We start from the raw sequence: 17161 nt of genomic DNA on the forward strand, positions 1-17161 counted from the left end.
GCTGGGCGCGCGCCGCCTGGCCCGCCGCCACGGCGATCTGGTTCAGGCCCACGACGACGTCGCCGATCGCGTACAGGCCGGGCACGGTCGTTTGCTGGTGGTCGTCGACGACGATCTCGTCGCACTGCGCCGTGCGCGCGCCCAGCTTCGCGGCGAGGCCCGATCTGGCATTCTCGCCCAGCATCGGGTAGAACACGTCGGCCTCGTGGTCCTGTCCATCTTCCGTGTGCAGCACCGGTTTCATCGATGCGTCCAGCGTGACGGACAGCAGCGGCGAATCGACGATGCGCACGCCGGCCGCGTCGAGGCGGCGCCGGTCGTCAGCGCCCAGCATCGACGGGGAGCCCCGTTCGAACAGGGTGACGTCCGCGCTGAACGTGCGCATGAACAGCGCGTGGCCGACCGGGTTCACGTCGGACGTCGCGACGGCGATGCGCTTGTCGATCACGTCGAAGCCGTCGCACACGGGGCACAGGCGCACGGACCCGAACGCGACGGCCTCGCGCCAGTTCTCGATCGGGAGGCCCGCGTCCGCGACGCCCGTCGCCAGCAGCACCGTGTGGGCGCGGATCTGCACGATGTCATCGATGCCTTCGGGCTGGTAGTCGCCGACGAACAGGCCGTCCTCGATGCGCAGGTCGACGATCTCGCCCGGCATCACGCTGCCGCCGTAGCGCTGCAGCTGCGACGCGAGGTTGCCCAGCAGGATGTGGCCGGGCACGCCTTCGGGAAAGCCGGGATAGTTGTGCGAGACGGGAATCAGGCGCAGGCGGCTGTTGCCCTTGTCGACGAGGGCGACGTTGCGCGTGAAGCGGCGCAGGTAGATGGCGGCGGTGAGGCCGCCCGGGCCGCCGCCCACGATCAGCGTGTCGTAGACGTGTGCGGTGGCGAGTTCGGTGGAGGTAGGCATGTGCCGATTATCCGCAGCGGGACTGCGGCTGGGCTATCGGCGCGTGACCCGAGGCCGGGTCGGAACCCGCTTACAGGGTGTCGGAGCAGTCGCGCAGTTCGGGCTGCAAGGTGACGTGGTCGATGCCGTGCTTGTCGAGCAGCATGATCTTGACCGCGCGCAGCACGTCGGGCCAGGCGTTCAGGTCGTCGATTTCCAGGTGGCCGATCAGCGCGGGTTCTCCTGGCGACATGTCCCACACGTGCAGGTCGTGCACGGAGCGCACGCCCGGAATGCCCGCCAGGTCGGCGCCGATTTTCAGGTAGTCGATCTGGTGCGGCACGCCTTCCATCAGGAAGTGATAGGACTCGCGCAGCACGCTCACGGTCGACTTGAGGATCAGCAGCGACACGAAGATCGACAGGATCGGGTCGATGCGCACCCAGCCGGTGAAATGGATGACGGCGCCCGCGGCGATGGCGGCGATGGAGCCGAGCAGGTCCCCCAGCACATTGACGAGGGCCGCGCGCGTGTTGATGCTCTGCTCGTCGCGCGACAGCACCCACGCGACGGCGATATTGATGCAGGCGCCGATCGCGGCGACGATCAGCACGGTCTTGCCGCCTACGTGCTCCGGATGCGCGAGGCGCTGGACGGCTTCGTAGACGATCCAGCCGACGAGCAGCAGCATCGCGAGGCTGTTCACGAAGGCGGCGAGCGCCTCCGCGCGCACGAAGCCGAACGAATGGCGCGCGGACGGCGGCCGCCGCGCGATCAGCTGGGCCAGCAGGGCGAGGCCAAGGGCGGCGGCGTCGGTGACCATGTGGCCGGCGTCCGAGATCAGTGCGAGCGAATTCGACAGGAAGCCGCTGACGACCTCCACCAGCGCATACAGCAGGGTCAGCCCGAGCGCGATGGCCATCGCCCATTGGCTGCGGCCTTCGATCGTGTGGGCGTGGCGGGCGTCGCCGTCGAGGTGGGCGTGGAGGTGGGCGGAGGAGCCGGCTTGGTCGGACATGAAAGTGAGGGAATCGGAAAACAGGCGGCAGTATACCCGGCGTCCTTGCAGAATAGTGTCCGATCCCCTTATAATAGCGGCATACGGGCGGTTAGTTCAGCTGGTTAGAATACTTGGTCGACATCCAAGGGGTCGCAGATTCGAATTCTGCACCGCCCACCAGAACACCAAAGACAAGCGCGGGGAACTTCGGTTTTCCGCTCTTGTCGTCAGTAAGAGCGAGAAAGGCATAATCGGTTATGACACCGCGAACTACAACGACGTTGTGGGGGAATCGCTAGACGCGGTAGGGTGTCATATTGTCTTTCGCAGCAACTCGACGACACTGAAAGAAACGCGCCTGGTGCGCGTTTTTTTTCGTCCAAAATTTCTTGGTTTCAAACTGCTAATCAACGGGCGCATGGCGCCGATGGAGCTCACAATGTTGAATGTTCGCCTCCCGGACGGCTCGAGCCGTCAATTCGAAGGTCCGGTGACGGTCGCCCAGGTGGCGTCCAGCATCGCCCCGAGCCTGGCCAAGGCCGCGCTGGCCGGCAAGGTCGACGGCAAGGTCGTCGACACGTCGTTCCTGATCGAGAACGACGCCGACCTGGCCATCGTCACGGACAAGGATCCGGAAGGCCTGGACGTCATCCGCCACTCGACCGCCCACCTGCTGGCCTATGCCGTCAAGGAATTGTTCCCGGAAGCGCAGGTCACCATCGGCCCCGTGATCGACAACGGTTTCTACTACGACTTCTCGTACAAGCGCCCGTTCACCCCGGACGACCTGCAAGCCATCGAGAAGAAGATGGCCGAGCTCGCCAAGAAGGATGAGCCGGTCACCCGCAAGGTATTGCCGCGCGACGAAGCCGTGGCGTACTTCAAGTCGATCGGCGAAGACTACAAGGCCGAGATCATCGCATCGATCCCGGCGAACGAGGACGTGTCGCTGTACACCGAAGGCAAGTTCACCGACCTGTGCCGCGGCCCGCACGTGCCGTCGACCGGCAAGCTGAAAGTCTTCAAGCTGATGAAGCTCGCGGGCGCGTACTGGCGCGGCGACTCGAAGAACGAGATGCTGCAGCGTGTCTACGGCACCGCCTGGGCGAAGAAGGAAGACCAGGAGCAATACCTGCACATGCTGGAGGAGGCCGAGAAGCGCGATCACCGCAAGCTGGGCAAGCAGCTGGACTTCTTCCACTTCCAGGACGAGGCGCCGGGCCTGATCTTCTGGCACCCGAAGGGCTGGACCATCTGGCAGCAGATCGAGCAATACATGCGCAAGACCTACCAGGTCACCGGCTACAACGAGGTGAAGGCGCCGCAGATCATCGACGTCACCCTGTGGCAGAAGACCGGTCACTGGGACAATTATCGTGAAAACATGTTCACGACCGAGTCGGAAAACCGCACCTATGCGCTGAAGCCGATGAACTGCCCGGGCCACGTGCAGATCTACAACGCGGGCCTGCGTTCGTACCGCGACCTGCCGCTGCGCTACGGCGAGTTCGGCCAATGCCACCGCAACGAATCGTCGGGCGCGCTGCACGGCCTGATGCGCGTGCGCGGCTTCACCCAGGACGACGGCCACGTGTTCTGCACGGAAGAGCAGATCGCGCCGGAAGTCGTGGCCTTCCATGCCCAGGCGATGAAGGTGTACGAGGACTTCGGCTTCGCGAACATCGACGTCAAGATCGCGCTGCGTCCGGACAACCGCATCGGTTCCGACGAAGTGTGGGACCAGGCCGAAGAAGCGCTGCGTTCCGCGCTGCGCGGCTGCGGCGTGACCTGGACGGAACTGCCGGGCGAGGGCGCGTTCTACGGTCCGAAGATCGAATACCACCTGAAGGATAGCCTCGGCCGTCCGTGGCAGGTCGGCACGATGCAGGTCGACTTCTCGATGCCGGGCCGTCTCGGCGCGGAATATGTCGCGGAAGATAACTCGCGTAAAGTGCCTGTGATGCTGCACCGCGCGATCGTCGGCTCGATGGAGCGCTTCATCGGCATCCTGATCGAGAACTACGCGGGCGCGCTGCCGCTGTGGCTGGCGCCGGTCCAGGTTGCCATCCTGAACATCTCGGATGCGCAGGCCGATTACGTGAAGCAGGTCGAGGCAAAGCTGAAGGCGGCTGGCCTGCGTGTTCACGCTGATTTGCGGAACGAGAAGATTACCTATAAAATTCGGGAGCATTCCGTCCAAAAACTGCCGTACATCCTAGTTGTCGGCGATAAAGAGCGGGATGCCAACACTGTGGCCGTTCGCGCCCGTGGCAATGTCGACCTTGGCGTCATGTCGGTCGATGCGCTGCTGGAACGCCTCCAAGGCGAGGTAGCATCCAAGGCGAAGTAATCAAGCACGCGCCTTGAGACGGCACTATCCATCTTACTTTCAAAGGAAACAACATAGCTACTGACAAGTCGTCACATCGCATCAATGGCGAAATCAACTACCCGGAAATGCGTCTGAACGGGATAGACAACGAGCCGCTGGGCATTGTGAGCCTGGCCGAGGCGTTTCGTCTGGCTGAAGAAGCGAACGTGGACCTGGTGGAAATCGCGCCGACCGCGGTTCCCCCAGTCTGCCGCCTGATGGACTATGGCAAGTTCAAGTATTCGGAGCAGAAGAAGGCGCACGAAGCGAAGCTGAAGCAGAAGATCATCCAGGTCAAGGAAGTCAAGTTCCGTCCGGGTACCGATGAGGGTGACTACAGCATCAAGCTGCGTAACCTGATCAAGTTCCTGGAAGAGGGCGACAAGACCAAGATCACGCTGCGCTTCCGTGGCCGCGAGATGGCTCACCAGGATATCGGTCAGCGCATGCTGGAGCGTCTGCGCGGCGACCTCGAGCCGTATGGCCAGGTCGAGCAGTTTCCAAAGCTGGAAGGTCGCCAGATGATCATGGTGGTCGCGCCGAAGAAGAAGAAGTAATTCTTCGTGCAGTCAAGCCGGGCCAGGCCCGGGCCCGGGGTCGTCCCGCGGCTCGGGCCTGGCCTATTCCGTTTTCGATAACGCGAATGTTTGGTGGGCACCCCGTGCCCACATGGCCAAAACTGTGCTAGAATCTGCGGTTCCCATGTTTGCAAGAACGGGGATGCAAGACTGTAGTGGACCCGCTTCCGCTGCAGAGACAAGTGAAAGCAGGCATCCAAGAGCAGCGTTGCTGCCACCTGCAATCCTGTCACATATGAGGCTGCCTGTAAGAGGGCAGAAGACTATGCCGAAAATGAAAACCAAAAGCTCCGCGAAAAAGCGTTTTCGCGTGCGCCCGGGTGGTACCGTCAAATCGGGTATGGCGTTCAAGCGTCACATCCTGACCAAGAAAACCACCAAGAACAAGCGCCAGCTGCGTGGCACCCGTAACATCAATGCGTCCGACGTCCAAAGCGTCTACCGCATGATGCCGTCGGCCGTTTAATCTCACATCAAACTAAGGAGCTACTATGCCTCGAGTAAAACGTGGGGTTACTGCACGTGCCCGTCACAAGAAGGTTCTTGCGCTTGCCAAAGGTTATCGTGGCCGCCGCAGCAAAGTATTCCGTATTGCCAAGCAAGCAGTCATGCGCGCTGGCCAGTACGCATACCGCGACCGCCGCAACAAGAAGCGCGTTTTCCGCGCACTGTGGATCACCCGTATCAACGCGGCTTCGCGTTCGCACGGCATGACTTACAGCGCATTCATGAACGGCCTGAAGAAAGCCGCGATTGAACTGGACCGTAAAGTCCTGGCCGACATGGCTGTCAACGACAAGCCGGCTTTTGCCGCTATCGTGAACACCGTCAAGGCAAAGCTGGCTGCTTAATCAGCGACAGCAAGAAGTACAGCATCGCGCCGCTCCAGGCGGCCGGTGCGCAAAGGACGGGGCAAAGGTTGAAGGACCGATGCCCTGTTTTTGTTTCTGGCGTCTCCCGCCATCAATAGGAAAAGAATACGCATGAACTCGCTGGAAGAACTCGTCGTCTCGGCCCAGTCTGACTTTGGCGCCGCACAAGACGCTGCCGCGCTGGAAAACGCAAAAGCGAAATACCTGGGCAAGACCGGCCAGGTGACCGAACTGATGAAGGGCCTCGGCAAGCTCGATCCCGAACAGCGCAAGGCGCAGGGCGCCCTGATCAATGCCGCCAAAGAAAAAATCGAACAGGCGTTGACGGCTCGCCGCGAGGATCTCGCCAACGCGCAGTTGATGGCGCGCCTGAACGCCGAAGCGATCGACGTCACGCTGCCGGGCCGCGGCCGCGCCAAGGGCGGCATCCACCCTGTCATGCGGACCTGGGAACGGGTCGAACAGATTTTCCGCTCGATCGGTTTCGACGTGGCCGACGGCCCCGAGATCGAGACCGACTGGACCAATTTCACCGCGCTCAACAGCCCGGAAAACCACCCGGCACGCTCGATGCAGGATACGTTCTACATCGAAGGCAACGACAGCACGGGCAAGCCGCTGCTGCTGCGCACCCACACGAGCCCGATGCAGGTGCGCTATGCCCGCACGCACACGCCGCCGATCAAGGTGATCGCGCCGGGCCGCACGTACCGCGTCGACAGCGACGCCACGCACTCGCCGATGTTCCACCAGGTCGAAGGCCTGTGGATCGGCGAAGACATCAGCTTTGCCGACCTGAAGGGCGTCTACCTGAACTTCGTGAAGGCGTTCTTCGAGACGGACGACCTGCAAGTCCGCTTCCGCCCGTCGTACTTCCCGTTCACGGAGCCGTCGGCCGAGATCGACATCGCGTTCGGCTCCGGTCCGCTGAAGGGCCGCTGGCTGGAAGTGTCGGGCGCCGGCCAGGTGCATCCGACGGTCGTCCGCAATTTCGGACTGGATCCGGAAAAATTCATCGGTTTCGCGTTCGGTTCGGGCCTGGAGCGCCTGACCATGCTGCGCTACGGGATCAACGACCTGCGCCTGTTCTACGAAGGCGATTTGCGTTTCCTGAAGCAGTTCAACTAAGAACACGTCCGATAAATACCAAGGCAAACGAATATGCAATTCTCTGAAAACTGGCTCCGTTCCATGGTCGATCCGAAGTTGAATTCGGACGAACTCGCGCACCTGCTCACGATGTCCGGCCTCGAAGTGGAAGAGGTCGAACCGGTCGCGCCGCCGTTCTCGAATGTCGTCGTGGCGGAAGTCAAGGAAGTGGCCAAGCACCCGAACGCGGACCGCCTGAACGTGTGCCAGGTCGACGTCGGCACCGGCACCCTGCTGAACATCGTCTGCGGCGCGCCGAACGTGCGCGCGGGCATGAAGGCGATCTGCGCCATGGCCGGCGCCGTGCTGCCGCCGGGTCCGGACGGCAAGCCGTTCGAAATCAAGGTCGGCAAGCTGCGCGGGGTGGAATCGCAGGGCATGATGTGCTCGGCAAAAGAACTGAAGATCTCGGAAGAGAGCAGCGGCCTGATGGAGCTGCCGGAAGACGCGCCCATCGGCCAGAACATCCGCGACTACCTCGGCCTGAACGACCTGAAATTCACGATCAAGCTCACGCCGAACAAGGCGGACTGCCTGTCCCTGCTGGGCGTGGCGCGCGAAGTGTCGGCGCTGACCGGCGTGCCGCTGTCGCTGCCGGCCTTCCGCCCGGCGACCGTGAACACGGACGAAGTGCTGCCCGTTAAAATTTCCGCGACCGACCTGTGCGGCCGTTTCGCCGGCCGCGTCATCCGCGGCCTGAACGCGAAGGCGGCGACGCCGGAATGGATGAAGCGCCGCCTCGAGCGCAGCGGCCAGCGTTCCGTGTCGGCCCTCGTCGACATCTCGAACTACGTCATGCTGGAAGTGGGCCGTCCGTCGCACGTGTTTGACCTGGACAAGATCCACGGCGGCATGGACGTGCGCTGGGGCCGCAAGGGCGAAACGCTGAAGCTCCTGAACGGCAACACGGTCGACATCGACGAGTGGATCGGCGTGATCGCCGACGAGAAAGAGCTCGAGTCGCTGGCCGGCATCATGGGCGGCGATGCCACGGCCGTCTCGCTGGCCACCACCAACATCTACCTGGAAGCCGCATTCTGGTGGCCGAACGCCATCCAGGGTCGTGCCCGTCGCTACAATTTCTCGACGGATGCTGCGCACCGCTTCGAACGCGGCGTCGACTATGCGACCGTCCCCGAGCACCTCGAACGCATCACGTCGCTGATCGTCGAGATCTGCGGCACGGCCGACACGAAGGTCGGCCCGATCGACGACCAGGCCCCGAACCTGCCGCAGCGCAAGCCGGTTACCTTGCGTACCGCGCGCGCCGCGAAGGTCATCGGCGTGCCCGTCACGGACGACATGGTTGCCGACATCTTCACGCGCCTGCACCTGCCGTTCGAACGTGAAGAGGGCCTGTTCCACGTGACCGCGCCGTCGTACCGTTTCGACATCGAGATCGAGGAAGACCTGATCGAGGAAGTGGCGCGCGTGTATGGCTTCGAAAACATTCCCACGCTGCCGCCGGTGGCCCCGTCGGCGATGCTGATCGAGCCGGAGAATACCCGCTCGCTGTTTGCGATCCGCCACGAACTGGCCGACCTGGGCTACCAGGAAGTCGTGAACATGAGCTTCGTCGAGCAGCAGTGGGAAACGGATTTCGCGAACAATACCGACCCGATCCGCCTGCAGAACCCGATCGCCAGCCAGCTGAGCGTGATGCGTTCGTCGCTGATCGGCAGCCTCGTCGCCAACGTCCGCTACAACCTGAACCGCAAGGCCGGCCGCGTGCGCGTGTTCGAAGTGGGCGGCGTGTTCCTGCGCAACGCAGAAGCGCAGGACGGTCCGCTGGCCGTCGCCGGCTTCGACCAGCCCAAGCGCGTTGCCGCCATCGCCTACGGCCCGGCCGCGGACGAGCAGTGGGGCCAGCCGACCCGTGCCGTCGATTACTTCGACGTCAAGGGCGACCTGGAAGCGCTGTTCGCACCGCGCGCCGTACGTTTCAGCAAGATCGAACACCCGGCGCTGCACCCGGGCCGCTCGGCCACGGTGGAAGTGGACGGCAAGGTCGTCGGCGTGATCGGCGAGCTGCATCCGCGCTGGCTGCAGAAGTACGACCTGCCGCAGGCCCCGGTGCTGTTCGAGGTGGATGCCGACGCGCTGCGCGCGCGCGCCGTGCCGCGCTACGCCGAGATTTCCAAGTTCCCGGGCGCCACGCGCGACCTCGCACTGGTGGTGAAACAGGACGTGCCGGCCCAGGCGCTGCTCGACGCTTTCCAGTCGGAACTGGAGTCGAACGCGCTTGGCAAACTCGTGCAAGCCGTTGTTTTGTTTGATGAATACCGCGGAAAAGGTTTGGAACAAGATGAAAAAAGTCTTGCTTTCCGCTTTGGCTTGCAAGATACTCAATCGACGCTGCAGGACGATGCGGTCGAGGCCATCATGGCCGCGCTGGCATCCGCGGCGCAACAAAAACACGGCGCAAAACTGCGCGGTTGATAACGAAGGCTACGTGCCTCGAAGGGGTATCGAGCAACCGTCGCGCAGCAGGTTGATCGAGCCCCCACCAAATCCAGAACTTGAAGGTAGGGCTTAAAATTAACAACAACGACGTTGATTCCGCCGTGCTCCAGGAAGCGCTGGCCGCCGACCTGCATCGTGCGATGCTGGTGGCCCGGGTACGGAAGGAAGCGGAAAAGGAGTTGCCGACCCTGACCAAGGCGGAGCTGGCCGAACTGCTGTTCGAGCAGGTCGGTCTGAACAAACGCGAGGCCAAGGACATGGTCGAGACGTTCTTCGACGAGATCCGCAATGCGCTCGAGCGCGGCGAGGCGGTGAAGCTGTCCGGCTTCGGCAACTTCCAGTTGCGCGACAAGCCGCAGCGGCCCGGCCGCAATCCGAAAACCGGGGAAGAAATCCCCATCACGGCGCGCCGCGTCGTGACGTTTCACGCCAGCCAGAAGCTGAAGGCGATGGTCGAAGAGGCCAATCCGGGCAGCCCGCGCAATCCGGACAGCCCCGACGGACCCGATCATCCTTCCCTGGCGCGTGCAGCCTGATAAAGCCGACACGGCTTGTGAGCGATGAACGACCGACCGAACAAGATGGAACCGACCGTGCTGCCGCCGATCCCGGCGAAGCGCTATTTCACGATTGGCGAAGTCAGCGACTTGTGCGGGGTCAAGCCGCATGTGCTCCGCTACTGGGAGCAGGAATTCACCCAGCTTAAACCGGTCAAACGCCGTGGAAATCGCCGTTATTACCAGCACCACGAAGTGCTGTTGATCCGCCGTATCCGCGAACTGCTGTACGAGCAGGGTTTCACCATCAGCGGGGCACGCAACCGCCTCGATGGGCGCGGCCAGCACGAGGCCGACGCGTTGCCGGAAACGCCACCACCACCGGCCACGCCGACCATCGAGCCGGAAGCATTGCGTGCCGAGCTGCACGCGATTCTCGCACTGCTCAAGCACGGTTCGCCGGCAGCCTGAAGCCCCGCCGAGGGCGCAACGGCCGACGCAGCCAGCTCAGGCGTGCGCGCCTGTTGTTCTGCACCCCGGAGGTGCTAAAATGTCACTTGCAGTTTGCTGACTCAAACGCATGACCTGACCGGAGGCGTGAGGGGCCAGCCTCGGCTCTTTCCTGTATCGGGAAAACTTAAGGGAAGACAATGATACGCGTTGCCATTTGTGACGATCACCAGATAGTTCGAGCAGGTTTCAAACAGATTTTTTCGTCGTCGGGCGAGTTCGAAGTCGTGGCCGAAGGCGCGACAGGACGCGAGGCCCTCGACATCGCACGCCGCGAGATCTGCGACGTGCTGTTGCTGGATATCGCCATGCCGGACCAGAGCGGCATCGATATCCTGCGCACCATTCGACAGGGCCAGCCCAATCTGCCGGTCCTGATCCTGTCCGGCTATCCGGCCCAGCAGTATGCGCTGAACCTGTTCAAGATGGGTGCCAACGGCTACCTGAACAAGGAATGCGACGCGGACGAACTCAAGACGGCCGTCCGCACCGTGTACCAGGGGCGCCGCTACGTCAGCTCGCAGGTCGGCGAATTGCTGGCCCAGAGTTTCGATCGCGATCCGAACACCGCGCTGCATACGGAATTGTCGGACCGCGAATTCCAGGTGTTCCTTCGCCTGGCCAAGGGCGCGACCGTGTCCGACATCGGCAATGCCCTGTCGCTGTCGATCAAGACGGTCTCGACTTACCGTACTCGCATCATGGAAAAGATGGGTCTGCAGTCGAACAGCGACCTGACGTACTACGCCATGAAGAACAATCTGCTCGACTGAGCAGGGTAGGCCGAAAGCCATGGGGATTCCGCGTCTTTCGGCCTGCAACTGTTTTAGCAATTTGTCATTTGCTATGCAGAATTGTTAATTGCGCGTCGTCATCGCGCCACATTTCCTCGTCCGCAAGCCTAATCGAGCTCCATGGCAACTTTTCCCGGTCTATAATGACTCGGACAGGCCAAGCTGCGAAAGGAACGACCGAGGATGTTTTTCACCACCGACCCCAAGTTCAGGCCGGTTCGCAGCCTTCCGTTGTACCAGACCCTGCTGTGTGTCGTGTGCGTCCTGATCCTGGTCCTCAACGGCGTAAGCCTGGTCCGCAACCTGGACGGGCTCAAGACTGCCAACGCGCGTCAGGCGCAGGCCGATCGTGTGACGGCCAAACTGCAATACCTGAACCTGCTCGTGACCGATGCGGAAAGCGGTCTGCGCGGCTATTACCTGTCCGGTTCCGATACCTACCTGGGCCCGCTGCGCACGGCGGAGCGTGAACTGGACGGCCAGTTCAACAGCCTCAAGACGCTGCTGGCCGACAATCCCTCCCAGCTGAAGAATCTCGTCCAGCTGCAGAATCTCGTCGTCCGGCGCATCAACCTGATGAACCAGGGCCTGGAAGTCTATCGCCACGGCGGCCTCGCGGACATCGTCGCCATCGCGCAGACACAGGAAGACAAGACCCACATGGACGAGATCCGGCTGCAGGTGGTGATCATGACGGGCGAACAGAACGAGACGCTGGCCGCGCGCAGCGCCGTCTTCTACGACCGCTACCGCCTGGCCGCGTTGCGCGGCCTCGGCATCAACGTGGCAGCACTCGTCACCCTTGTCCTGTTCTACAACCTGATCCGCCGCAGCTTCCGCGCGCGCCTGAATGCCGAGCGGGCCCTGCAACAAACCAATGACCACCTGGAATCGCTCGTCGCGGAACGCACGGAGCAGTTGTCCGTGCTGTCGCGCCATTTGATCCGCGTGTCGGAAGAAGAAAAAGCGAAGCTGGCGCGCGAACTGCACGACGAGATGGGCGCCAACCTGACGGCCATCGGCATGCACCTTGCGTCGGTCACGGACCGGATCAAGACCACGCACCCGGACCATGCGGAGACGCTGGGCCGCGCCCGTGGCGTGCTCGTCGAGACGGTCGAACTGAAGCGCCGCATCGTGGAAGACCTGCGTCCGAGCCTGCTCGACAACCTCGGCCTGTCCGCTGCCCTGGAGAGTTATTGCGAAGATTTCGGCCGCACGACGGGCGTGGATTGCGAGGCGCTCATCGAGGGCGACATCGACAGTGCCGGTTCTGCGCAGTCGATCGCGCTGTTCCGCATCGCACAGGAGTCGCTGAACAACGTCGCCAAATACGCCCAGGCGCGCCACGTCATCGTGCACCTGGCGCGCGAAGGCGAGGCGTACACGCTCGAGGTCAGCGACGACGGTGTCGGGATTCCGCCCGACGCGATGCGCCGTCCGAAATCGCACGGCCTCCTGGGGATGCGCGAACGGGCGTTGCTGCTGGGAGGGACATTGCGGGTGGATCGCGGCGTGAACGGGATCGGGACCTCGGTTCACGCCATCATTCCGGTGACGGCGCCAGGGGAGACCGACGCCGGCGGGACCGCGTCAGGCGGTGCCCTGGATATCTCGGCGCTGGCCGTGGCGCCTTCGGCAGATCCGACTGGCGCAGTGCCAGCGGAGGCGGCCGACCTGGCCGAACGTCAATTACACAATCATCTACGTGCTGCCCAGGCCCAGTCGCCGCTGGCGACGTCGGGCCGGGACGCGGTGCCGCTCATGCGCGCGACACGTCCATCAGCAGACGGTCATACTCGCTTTTAGCGACCTTGTAGCACTCGCCGGCGTAGTCTTCCAGGCCCTGGCGGTTCAGCACGGTGATGTTGCCGCGGCGGTACTGGATCAGGCCCTCGTCCTGCAGCTTGCCGGCGGCAGCGGTGATGCTTTCGCGGCGCACGCCCAGCATGATCGAGATGAGTTCCTGGGTAACCTTCAGTTCATTGCTCGGCGAACGGTCCAGGCGGTCCAGCAGCCAGCGGCACAGTTTCTGTTCGATCGAGCTGTGGCGGCCGCCAACGGCGTTCTGGGCCATCTGGGCGAACAGCGCGTTCGTGTAGCGCATCAGCAGCTGGGGCAGGGCGCCGCCCTTGTTGAAGGCGTCGCGCAGGAATTGGGTTTTCAGGCGGTAGCCGTAGCCGGCGCTCTGGACGACGGCGCTGCAGGTCGCGCGCTCGCCCATGAACAGCGATACGCCGACGGCACCTTCATGGCCGACCACGGCGATTTCCGTCGTGGCGCCGTCTTCCATCACGTACAGGAGGGAGACGATGGCGGTGGTGGGGAAGTACACGTATTCCAGCTTGCTGCCATATTCGAACAGTTCCTTGCCGAAGGGCAGCGGAACCAGTTCCAGGTGCTCGAACAGGGTTTCCAGGTCTTGGCGCGGCAGGGCCGCGAGCAACTCGTTTTGTTGGGTGCCGCTGTAGCTGACAACCGGGCGGGCGGCCAGTTTGATTTCTTCGCTGGTCGAGGGAATCTGATTCACCGATTGCGCCTTTTTCTGGGCGGCGTTACCGAGTTGGGCGTTATTCATTTTGTCCTCGTTATCTCTGACATACATCACTGGGGCGATTGCTTGGATGGGTTTCCTCATCGCGATGTGTGTACATTAATGCCATAGTCTCTTGCCGAACATAAGACTAGCTGTCGCCCCCATGTAGGCTCTATGCATGATGTTATGTAAGCCCAGTCCTACTAGAGAGAAACTTTCAGTAGAGGGCTTTTTTTGTAACTTCGACAATGGTTTGGCGGCATTAAAACGTTTCGATGGCCGGCCTTTTTTGCCATTCCGGCCACATCCATACGCCCGTCGCGGCCGCTCAGATTGCTCGCCATCACATGCCGCGCCCGACTGTTCCTACATGGGGCGCGTGCGGTGCGCCGGGAATTGGTTCACACAAGGTACGCTGGACCCGGTAAAATCGAGAGTTTTGCAAGCGCCCCAGGGCGAGACCATGTCCAACGAAATCGACGCAACCACCACCGACATCCAGGAAGCCGCGGTAACCGGCAAGCCCGCAGCCACGATCGCGCGCGAAGTCGCGCGCCGCCGCACCTTCGGCATCATTTCCCACCCCGACGCCGGTAAAACGACGCTCACCGAAAAGCTGCTGCTGTTCTCGGGCGCGATCCAGCTCGCAGGCACCGTCAAGGGCCGCAAGAGCGGCCGCCATGCGACGTCGGACTGGATGGACATCGAAAAGCAGCGCGGCATCTCGGTCGCGTCGTCGGTGATGCAGTTCGAGTTCCGCGACCACGTCATCAACCTCCTCGACACCCCGGGCCACCAGGACTTTTCGGAAGACACGTACCGCGTGCTGACGGCCGTCGACTCGGCGCTGATGGTGATCGACGCCGCGAAGGGCGTGGAAGAACAGACGATCAAGCTGCTGGACGTCTGCCGCATGCGCGACACGCCGATCGTCACCTTCATGAACAAGCTCGACCGCGAAACCCGCGACCCGCTCGAGCTGCTCGACGAAGTGGAGTCGGTGCTGAAGATCGAATGCGCGCCGGTGACCTGGCCGATCGGCATGGGCAAGAACTTCCGCGGCGTGTACCACCTGCTGAACGACGAAGTCATGCTGTTCAAGGCGGGCGAAGAGAAGGCCGACGGCGCCTACGAGATCATCAAGGGCATCGACAACCCGCGCCTCACCGAGATGTTCCCGCTCGAGATGGAACAGCTCAAGATGGAAGTGGAGCTGGTGCACGGCGCCTCGCATCCGTTCGACCTGGAGCGCTTCCTGTCCGGCGTGCAGACCCCCGTGTTCTTCGGCTCCGCCATCAACAACTTCGGCGTGCGCGAGATCCTGTCGGCCCTCGTCGAATGGGCGCCGGGCCCGCGCGAGCGCGATGCGACCGTGCGCGCCGTGCGCCCGGACGAGCAGCCGTTCTCCGGCTTCGTCTTCAAGATCCAGGCCAACATGGACCCGGCACACCGCGACCGCATCGCGTTCCTGCGCGTGTGTTCCGGCCGCTTCGAGAAGGGCATGAAGGTCAAGCACCTGCGCCTGGGCCGCGAAGTGAAACTGTCGTCCGTCGTGACGTTCATGGCGTCGAGCCGCGAACAGGTCGAAGAGGCTTACGCGGGCGACATCATCGGCCTGCCGAACCACGGCAACATGCAGATCGGCGACAGCTTCTCGGAAGGCGAGCTGCTGACGTTCACCGGCATCCCGTACTTCGCGCCGGAGCTGTTCCGCACGGTGCGTATCCGCAATCCGCTCAAGACCAAGCAGCTCCACAAGGGCCTGCAGCAGCTGGGCGAAGAGGGCGCCGTGCAGGTGTTCAAGCCGGTGATGGGCAGCGACCTGATTCTCGGCGCTGTCGGCGTGCTGCAGTTCGAGGTCGTCGCGAGCCGCCTGCTGAACGAATACGGCGTCGACGCCGTGTTCGAGGGCGCGAGCATCAGCAGCGCGCGCTGGGTGTCGAGCGACGACAAGAAGGCCCTGTCCGACTTCGAGACGCAGCTGGCGCACAACGTCGCCTACGATGCGGCCGGCAACCTGGCCTACCTCGCCACGTCCGGCGTCAACCTGCGCCTCACGCAGGAGCGCTGGCCGAAGCTGCAGTTCCACGCGACGCGCGAACACGCCGCGAAGCTGGACTGATGCGGCATGCGTTGATCGTCACGCCTCCGGCCTGGCGATCAACGCCTCCACGATACTCCCCACGTAGCACACGGCGAACACGATCCCGGCCAGCGTCACGCTGAACGGCGTGGGCGCATTCGCCAGCTGCGCCTCGATCGCCGCCGGATCCATCGCCATCTTCCCGCTCAACAGCTGGTCGGCGACCGTGTTCGCCTGGTCCAGCGCAAAATTGAAATACAGGATCGCGGCGATGGCGGCCGGCGCCAGGAACAGCAGCGCGCGCGTGCGCCGCCCCAGGTAGTACTGGCCCACGCCGGGAAACACCAGGGCCGACAGCAATGCGCCCACATTCTTACGTCTCATCCTGTTCCTCTCACGTTGGCGGGCTTGAGCCAACACAATGGCCAACCCCGGGGTCGGCGTACATTCATTTAATGCACGCCGGAAATACTGCCAGCCAGGAGGAGACCATGACCCATTCATTCCCCCTCGAACTCGTCAATCGGACGACGTCCTGACATGCTGGCCCGTCTGCGCATCGGTCCCAAGCTGCTGCTGGCGCCCGGCGTCGTGCTGCTGCTGCTCGTGCTGCTGTCCTGCGGCAGCTACTACGCGATGGTACGCCAGAATGCGTCGCTCGACAGCATCGTGCAGCGCCGGGCGGCCAACATGCGCGCGGCGGCGGAGCTGTCCGCGGCGGCGCGCAGCGCGCATGCCCAGGCGTACCAGGTCCTGACCTGGATCAGCGGCAGCTTTCCGCACTTCCGCGTCGACCCGCTCGCACTCGATCTGCGGGCCCGGCACGGCGGGGTCGAGCGCGACCTCGCCCAGCTGGCGCGCCTGACGGCAGACAGCCCGGAAGAACAGCGCTACGTCGAACAGGCCCGCGCCGCCTGGGCGCAATACGTGCCGGCCGTGCGCGACGTGATCGAGATCGCGCGCATCGACCAGTCGATCAGCGCCAATGCGATGGTCAAGGCGGAGCGCGCGTTCGCCGTCGTCGCCCAGCGGCTGGCGGAGCTGTCGCGGCGCGAGCAGGCCCTGTCCGAGCAGGCGTCGCGCGATGCGGCCGACGATTTTCGCCTGATCGCGGTGCTGATGCCGGTGGTGATCGTCCTGTCGATCGCGGCCTCGCTGGCGATCACGATGGCGGTGCGGCGCGCGCTGCTGGCCGATATCGGTGCGATCGGCGCGGCCGCCCATGGTCTCGCCAGCGGCGACCTGACGATCCGCGCGCGGACCTATGCGGACGACGAAATCGGCCAGACGGCACGGCTGCTCGACGCCGGCATCCGCGGCCTGAACCGCCAGTTGCGCACCGTGCTCGAGTCGGCCCGCGCGATCGGCGAGGCGTCGCGCGAGATCACGCTGGGCCGTGCCGGCATGCCGCCGCGACAC

General features: G+C 63.4%; 16 protein-coding genes and 1 tRNA gene. 13 read left to right on the forward strand and 4 right to left on the reverse strand.

Annotated elements, in window-relative coordinates:
* Positions 1-910, reverse strand: a 910-nt coding sequence (locus tag ACEN88_RS08970) for an NAD(P)/FAD-dependent oxidoreductase (RefSeq protein ID WP_413338896.1), incomplete at its 3' end; no start/stop codon positions are given.
* Between the two features lie 70 nt (positions 911-980).
* Entirely contained in the window at positions 981-1907 is a 927-nt protein-coding gene (locus tag ACEN88_RS08975; RefSeq protein ID WP_413338898.1) for a cation diffusion facilitator family transporter, read from the reverse strand.
* Positions 1908-1992: 85 nt separating this feature from the next.
* On the opposite strand from ACEN88_RS08975, the gene ACEN88_RS08980 reads away from it, so the two are divergent.
* From ACEN88_RS08980 to ACEN88_RS09030, 11 genes are all read left to right on the forward strand, one after another.
* Positions 1993-2069: transfer RNA gene (locus tag ACEN88_RS08980), tRNA-Val, on the forward strand.
* 259 nt (positions 2070-2328) lie between these two features.
* Positions 2329-4239, forward strand: a complete 1911-nt coding sequence (gene thrS, locus ACEN88_RS08985) for a threonine--tRNA ligase (protein ID WP_413338900.1) — start codon at positions 2329-2331, stop codon at positions 4237-4239.
* Between the two features lie 26 nt (positions 4240-4265).
* Positions 4266-4817 carry a translation initiation factor IF-3 gene (gene infC / locus ACEN88_RS08990; RefSeq protein WP_413338916.1) on the forward strand — a complete coding sequence of 184 codons (552 nt, stop codon included), beginning with the start codon at positions 4266-4268 and terminating at the stop codon, positions 4815-4817.
* A gap of 286 nt (positions 4818-5103) precedes the next feature.
* Positions 5104-5304, forward strand: a complete 201-nt coding sequence (gene rpmI / locus ACEN88_RS08995) for a 50S ribosomal protein L35 (protein WP_036228503.1) — start codon at positions 5104-5106, stop codon at positions 5302-5304.
* A gap of 25 nt (positions 5305-5329) precedes the next feature.
* Positions 5330-5689, forward strand: a complete 360-nt coding sequence (gene rplT, locus ACEN88_RS09000) for a 50S ribosomal protein L20 (protein WP_056135339.1) — start codon at positions 5330-5332, stop codon at positions 5687-5689.
* 132 nt (positions 5690-5821) lie between these two features.
* Positions 5822-6838, forward strand: a complete 1017-nt coding sequence (gene pheS, locus ACEN88_RS09005) for a phenylalanine--tRNA ligase subunit alpha (protein WP_036228506.1) — start codon at positions 5822-5824, stop codon at positions 6836-6838.
* Positions 6839-6871: 33 nt separating this feature from the next.
* Positions 6872-9298 carry a phenylalanine--tRNA ligase subunit beta gene (gene pheT / locus ACEN88_RS09010; protein WP_413338903.1) on the forward strand — a complete coding sequence of 809 codons (2427 nt, stop codon included), beginning with the start codon at positions 6872-6874 and terminating at the stop codon, positions 9296-9298.
* Positions 9299-9462: 164 nt separating this feature from the next.
* Positions 9463-9858 (forward strand): integration host factor subunit alpha, encoded by a 396-nt coding sequence (locus ACEN88_RS09015; RefSeq protein WP_056135976.1) that lies wholly within the window; start codon positions 9463-9465, stop codon positions 9856-9858.
* A gap of 24 nt (positions 9859-9882) precedes the next feature.
* Entirely contained in the window at positions 9883-10290 is a 408-nt protein-coding gene (locus tag ACEN88_RS09020) for a MerR family transcriptional regulator (protein WP_413338905.1), read from the forward strand.
* 179 nt (positions 10291-10469) lie between these two features.
* Positions 10470-11102: a response regulator transcription factor gene (locus ACEN88_RS09025; RefSeq protein ID WP_036228513.1), complete on the forward strand. Its 633-nt coding sequence runs from the start codon at positions 10470-10472 to the stop codon at positions 11100-11102.
* 204 nt (positions 11103-11306) lie between these two features.
* Positions 11307-12932 carry a CHASE3 domain-containing protein gene (locus ACEN88_RS09030; protein ID WP_413338908.1) on the forward strand — a complete coding sequence of 542 codons (1626 nt, stop codon included), beginning with the start codon at positions 11307-11309 and terminating at the stop codon, positions 12930-12932.
* On the opposite strand, the gene ACEN88_RS09035 is transcribed toward ACEN88_RS09030, so the two are convergent.
* Positions 12886-13701 carry a Crp/Fnr family transcriptional regulator gene (locus ACEN88_RS09035; RefSeq protein WP_056135328.1) on the reverse strand — a complete coding sequence of 272 codons (816 nt, stop codon included), beginning with the start codon at positions 13699-13701 and terminating at the stop codon, positions 12886-12888. The genes ACEN88_RS09030 and ACEN88_RS09035 overlap by 47 nt on opposite strands.
* Positions 13702-14122: 421 nt before the next feature.
* On the opposite strand from ACEN88_RS09035, the gene ACEN88_RS09040 reads away from it, so the two are divergent.
* The gene (locus ACEN88_RS09040) at positions 14123-15781 is read left to right on the forward strand and encodes a peptide chain release factor 3 (RefSeq protein ID WP_413338910.1); all 1659 of its coding nucleotides are present in this window, start codon (positions 14123-14125) and stop codon (positions 15779-15781) included.
* An 18-nt stretch (positions 15782-15799) separates the two neighbouring features.
* On the opposite strand, the gene ACEN88_RS09045 is transcribed toward ACEN88_RS09040, so the two are convergent.
* Complete coding sequence (locus tag ACEN88_RS09045; protein WP_413338912.1) at positions 15800-16126, reverse strand: hypothetical protein; 327 nt, start codon at positions 16124-16126, stop codon at positions 15800-15802.
* Between the two features lie 156 nt (positions 16127-16282).
* Between ACEN88_RS09045 and ACEN88_RS09050 the strand changes: the two genes are divergently transcribed.
* On the forward strand, positions 16283-17161 hold an 879-nt coding region (locus ACEN88_RS09050; RefSeq protein WP_413338914.1), incomplete at its 3' end, for an MCP four helix bundle domain-containing protein.

It is taken from the genome of Massilia sp. CT11-108, from assembly GCF_047302915.1.
Taxonomy (GTDB): Bacteria; Pseudomonadota; Gammaproteobacteria; order Burkholderiales; family Burkholderiaceae_D; genus Telluria; species Telluria orientalis.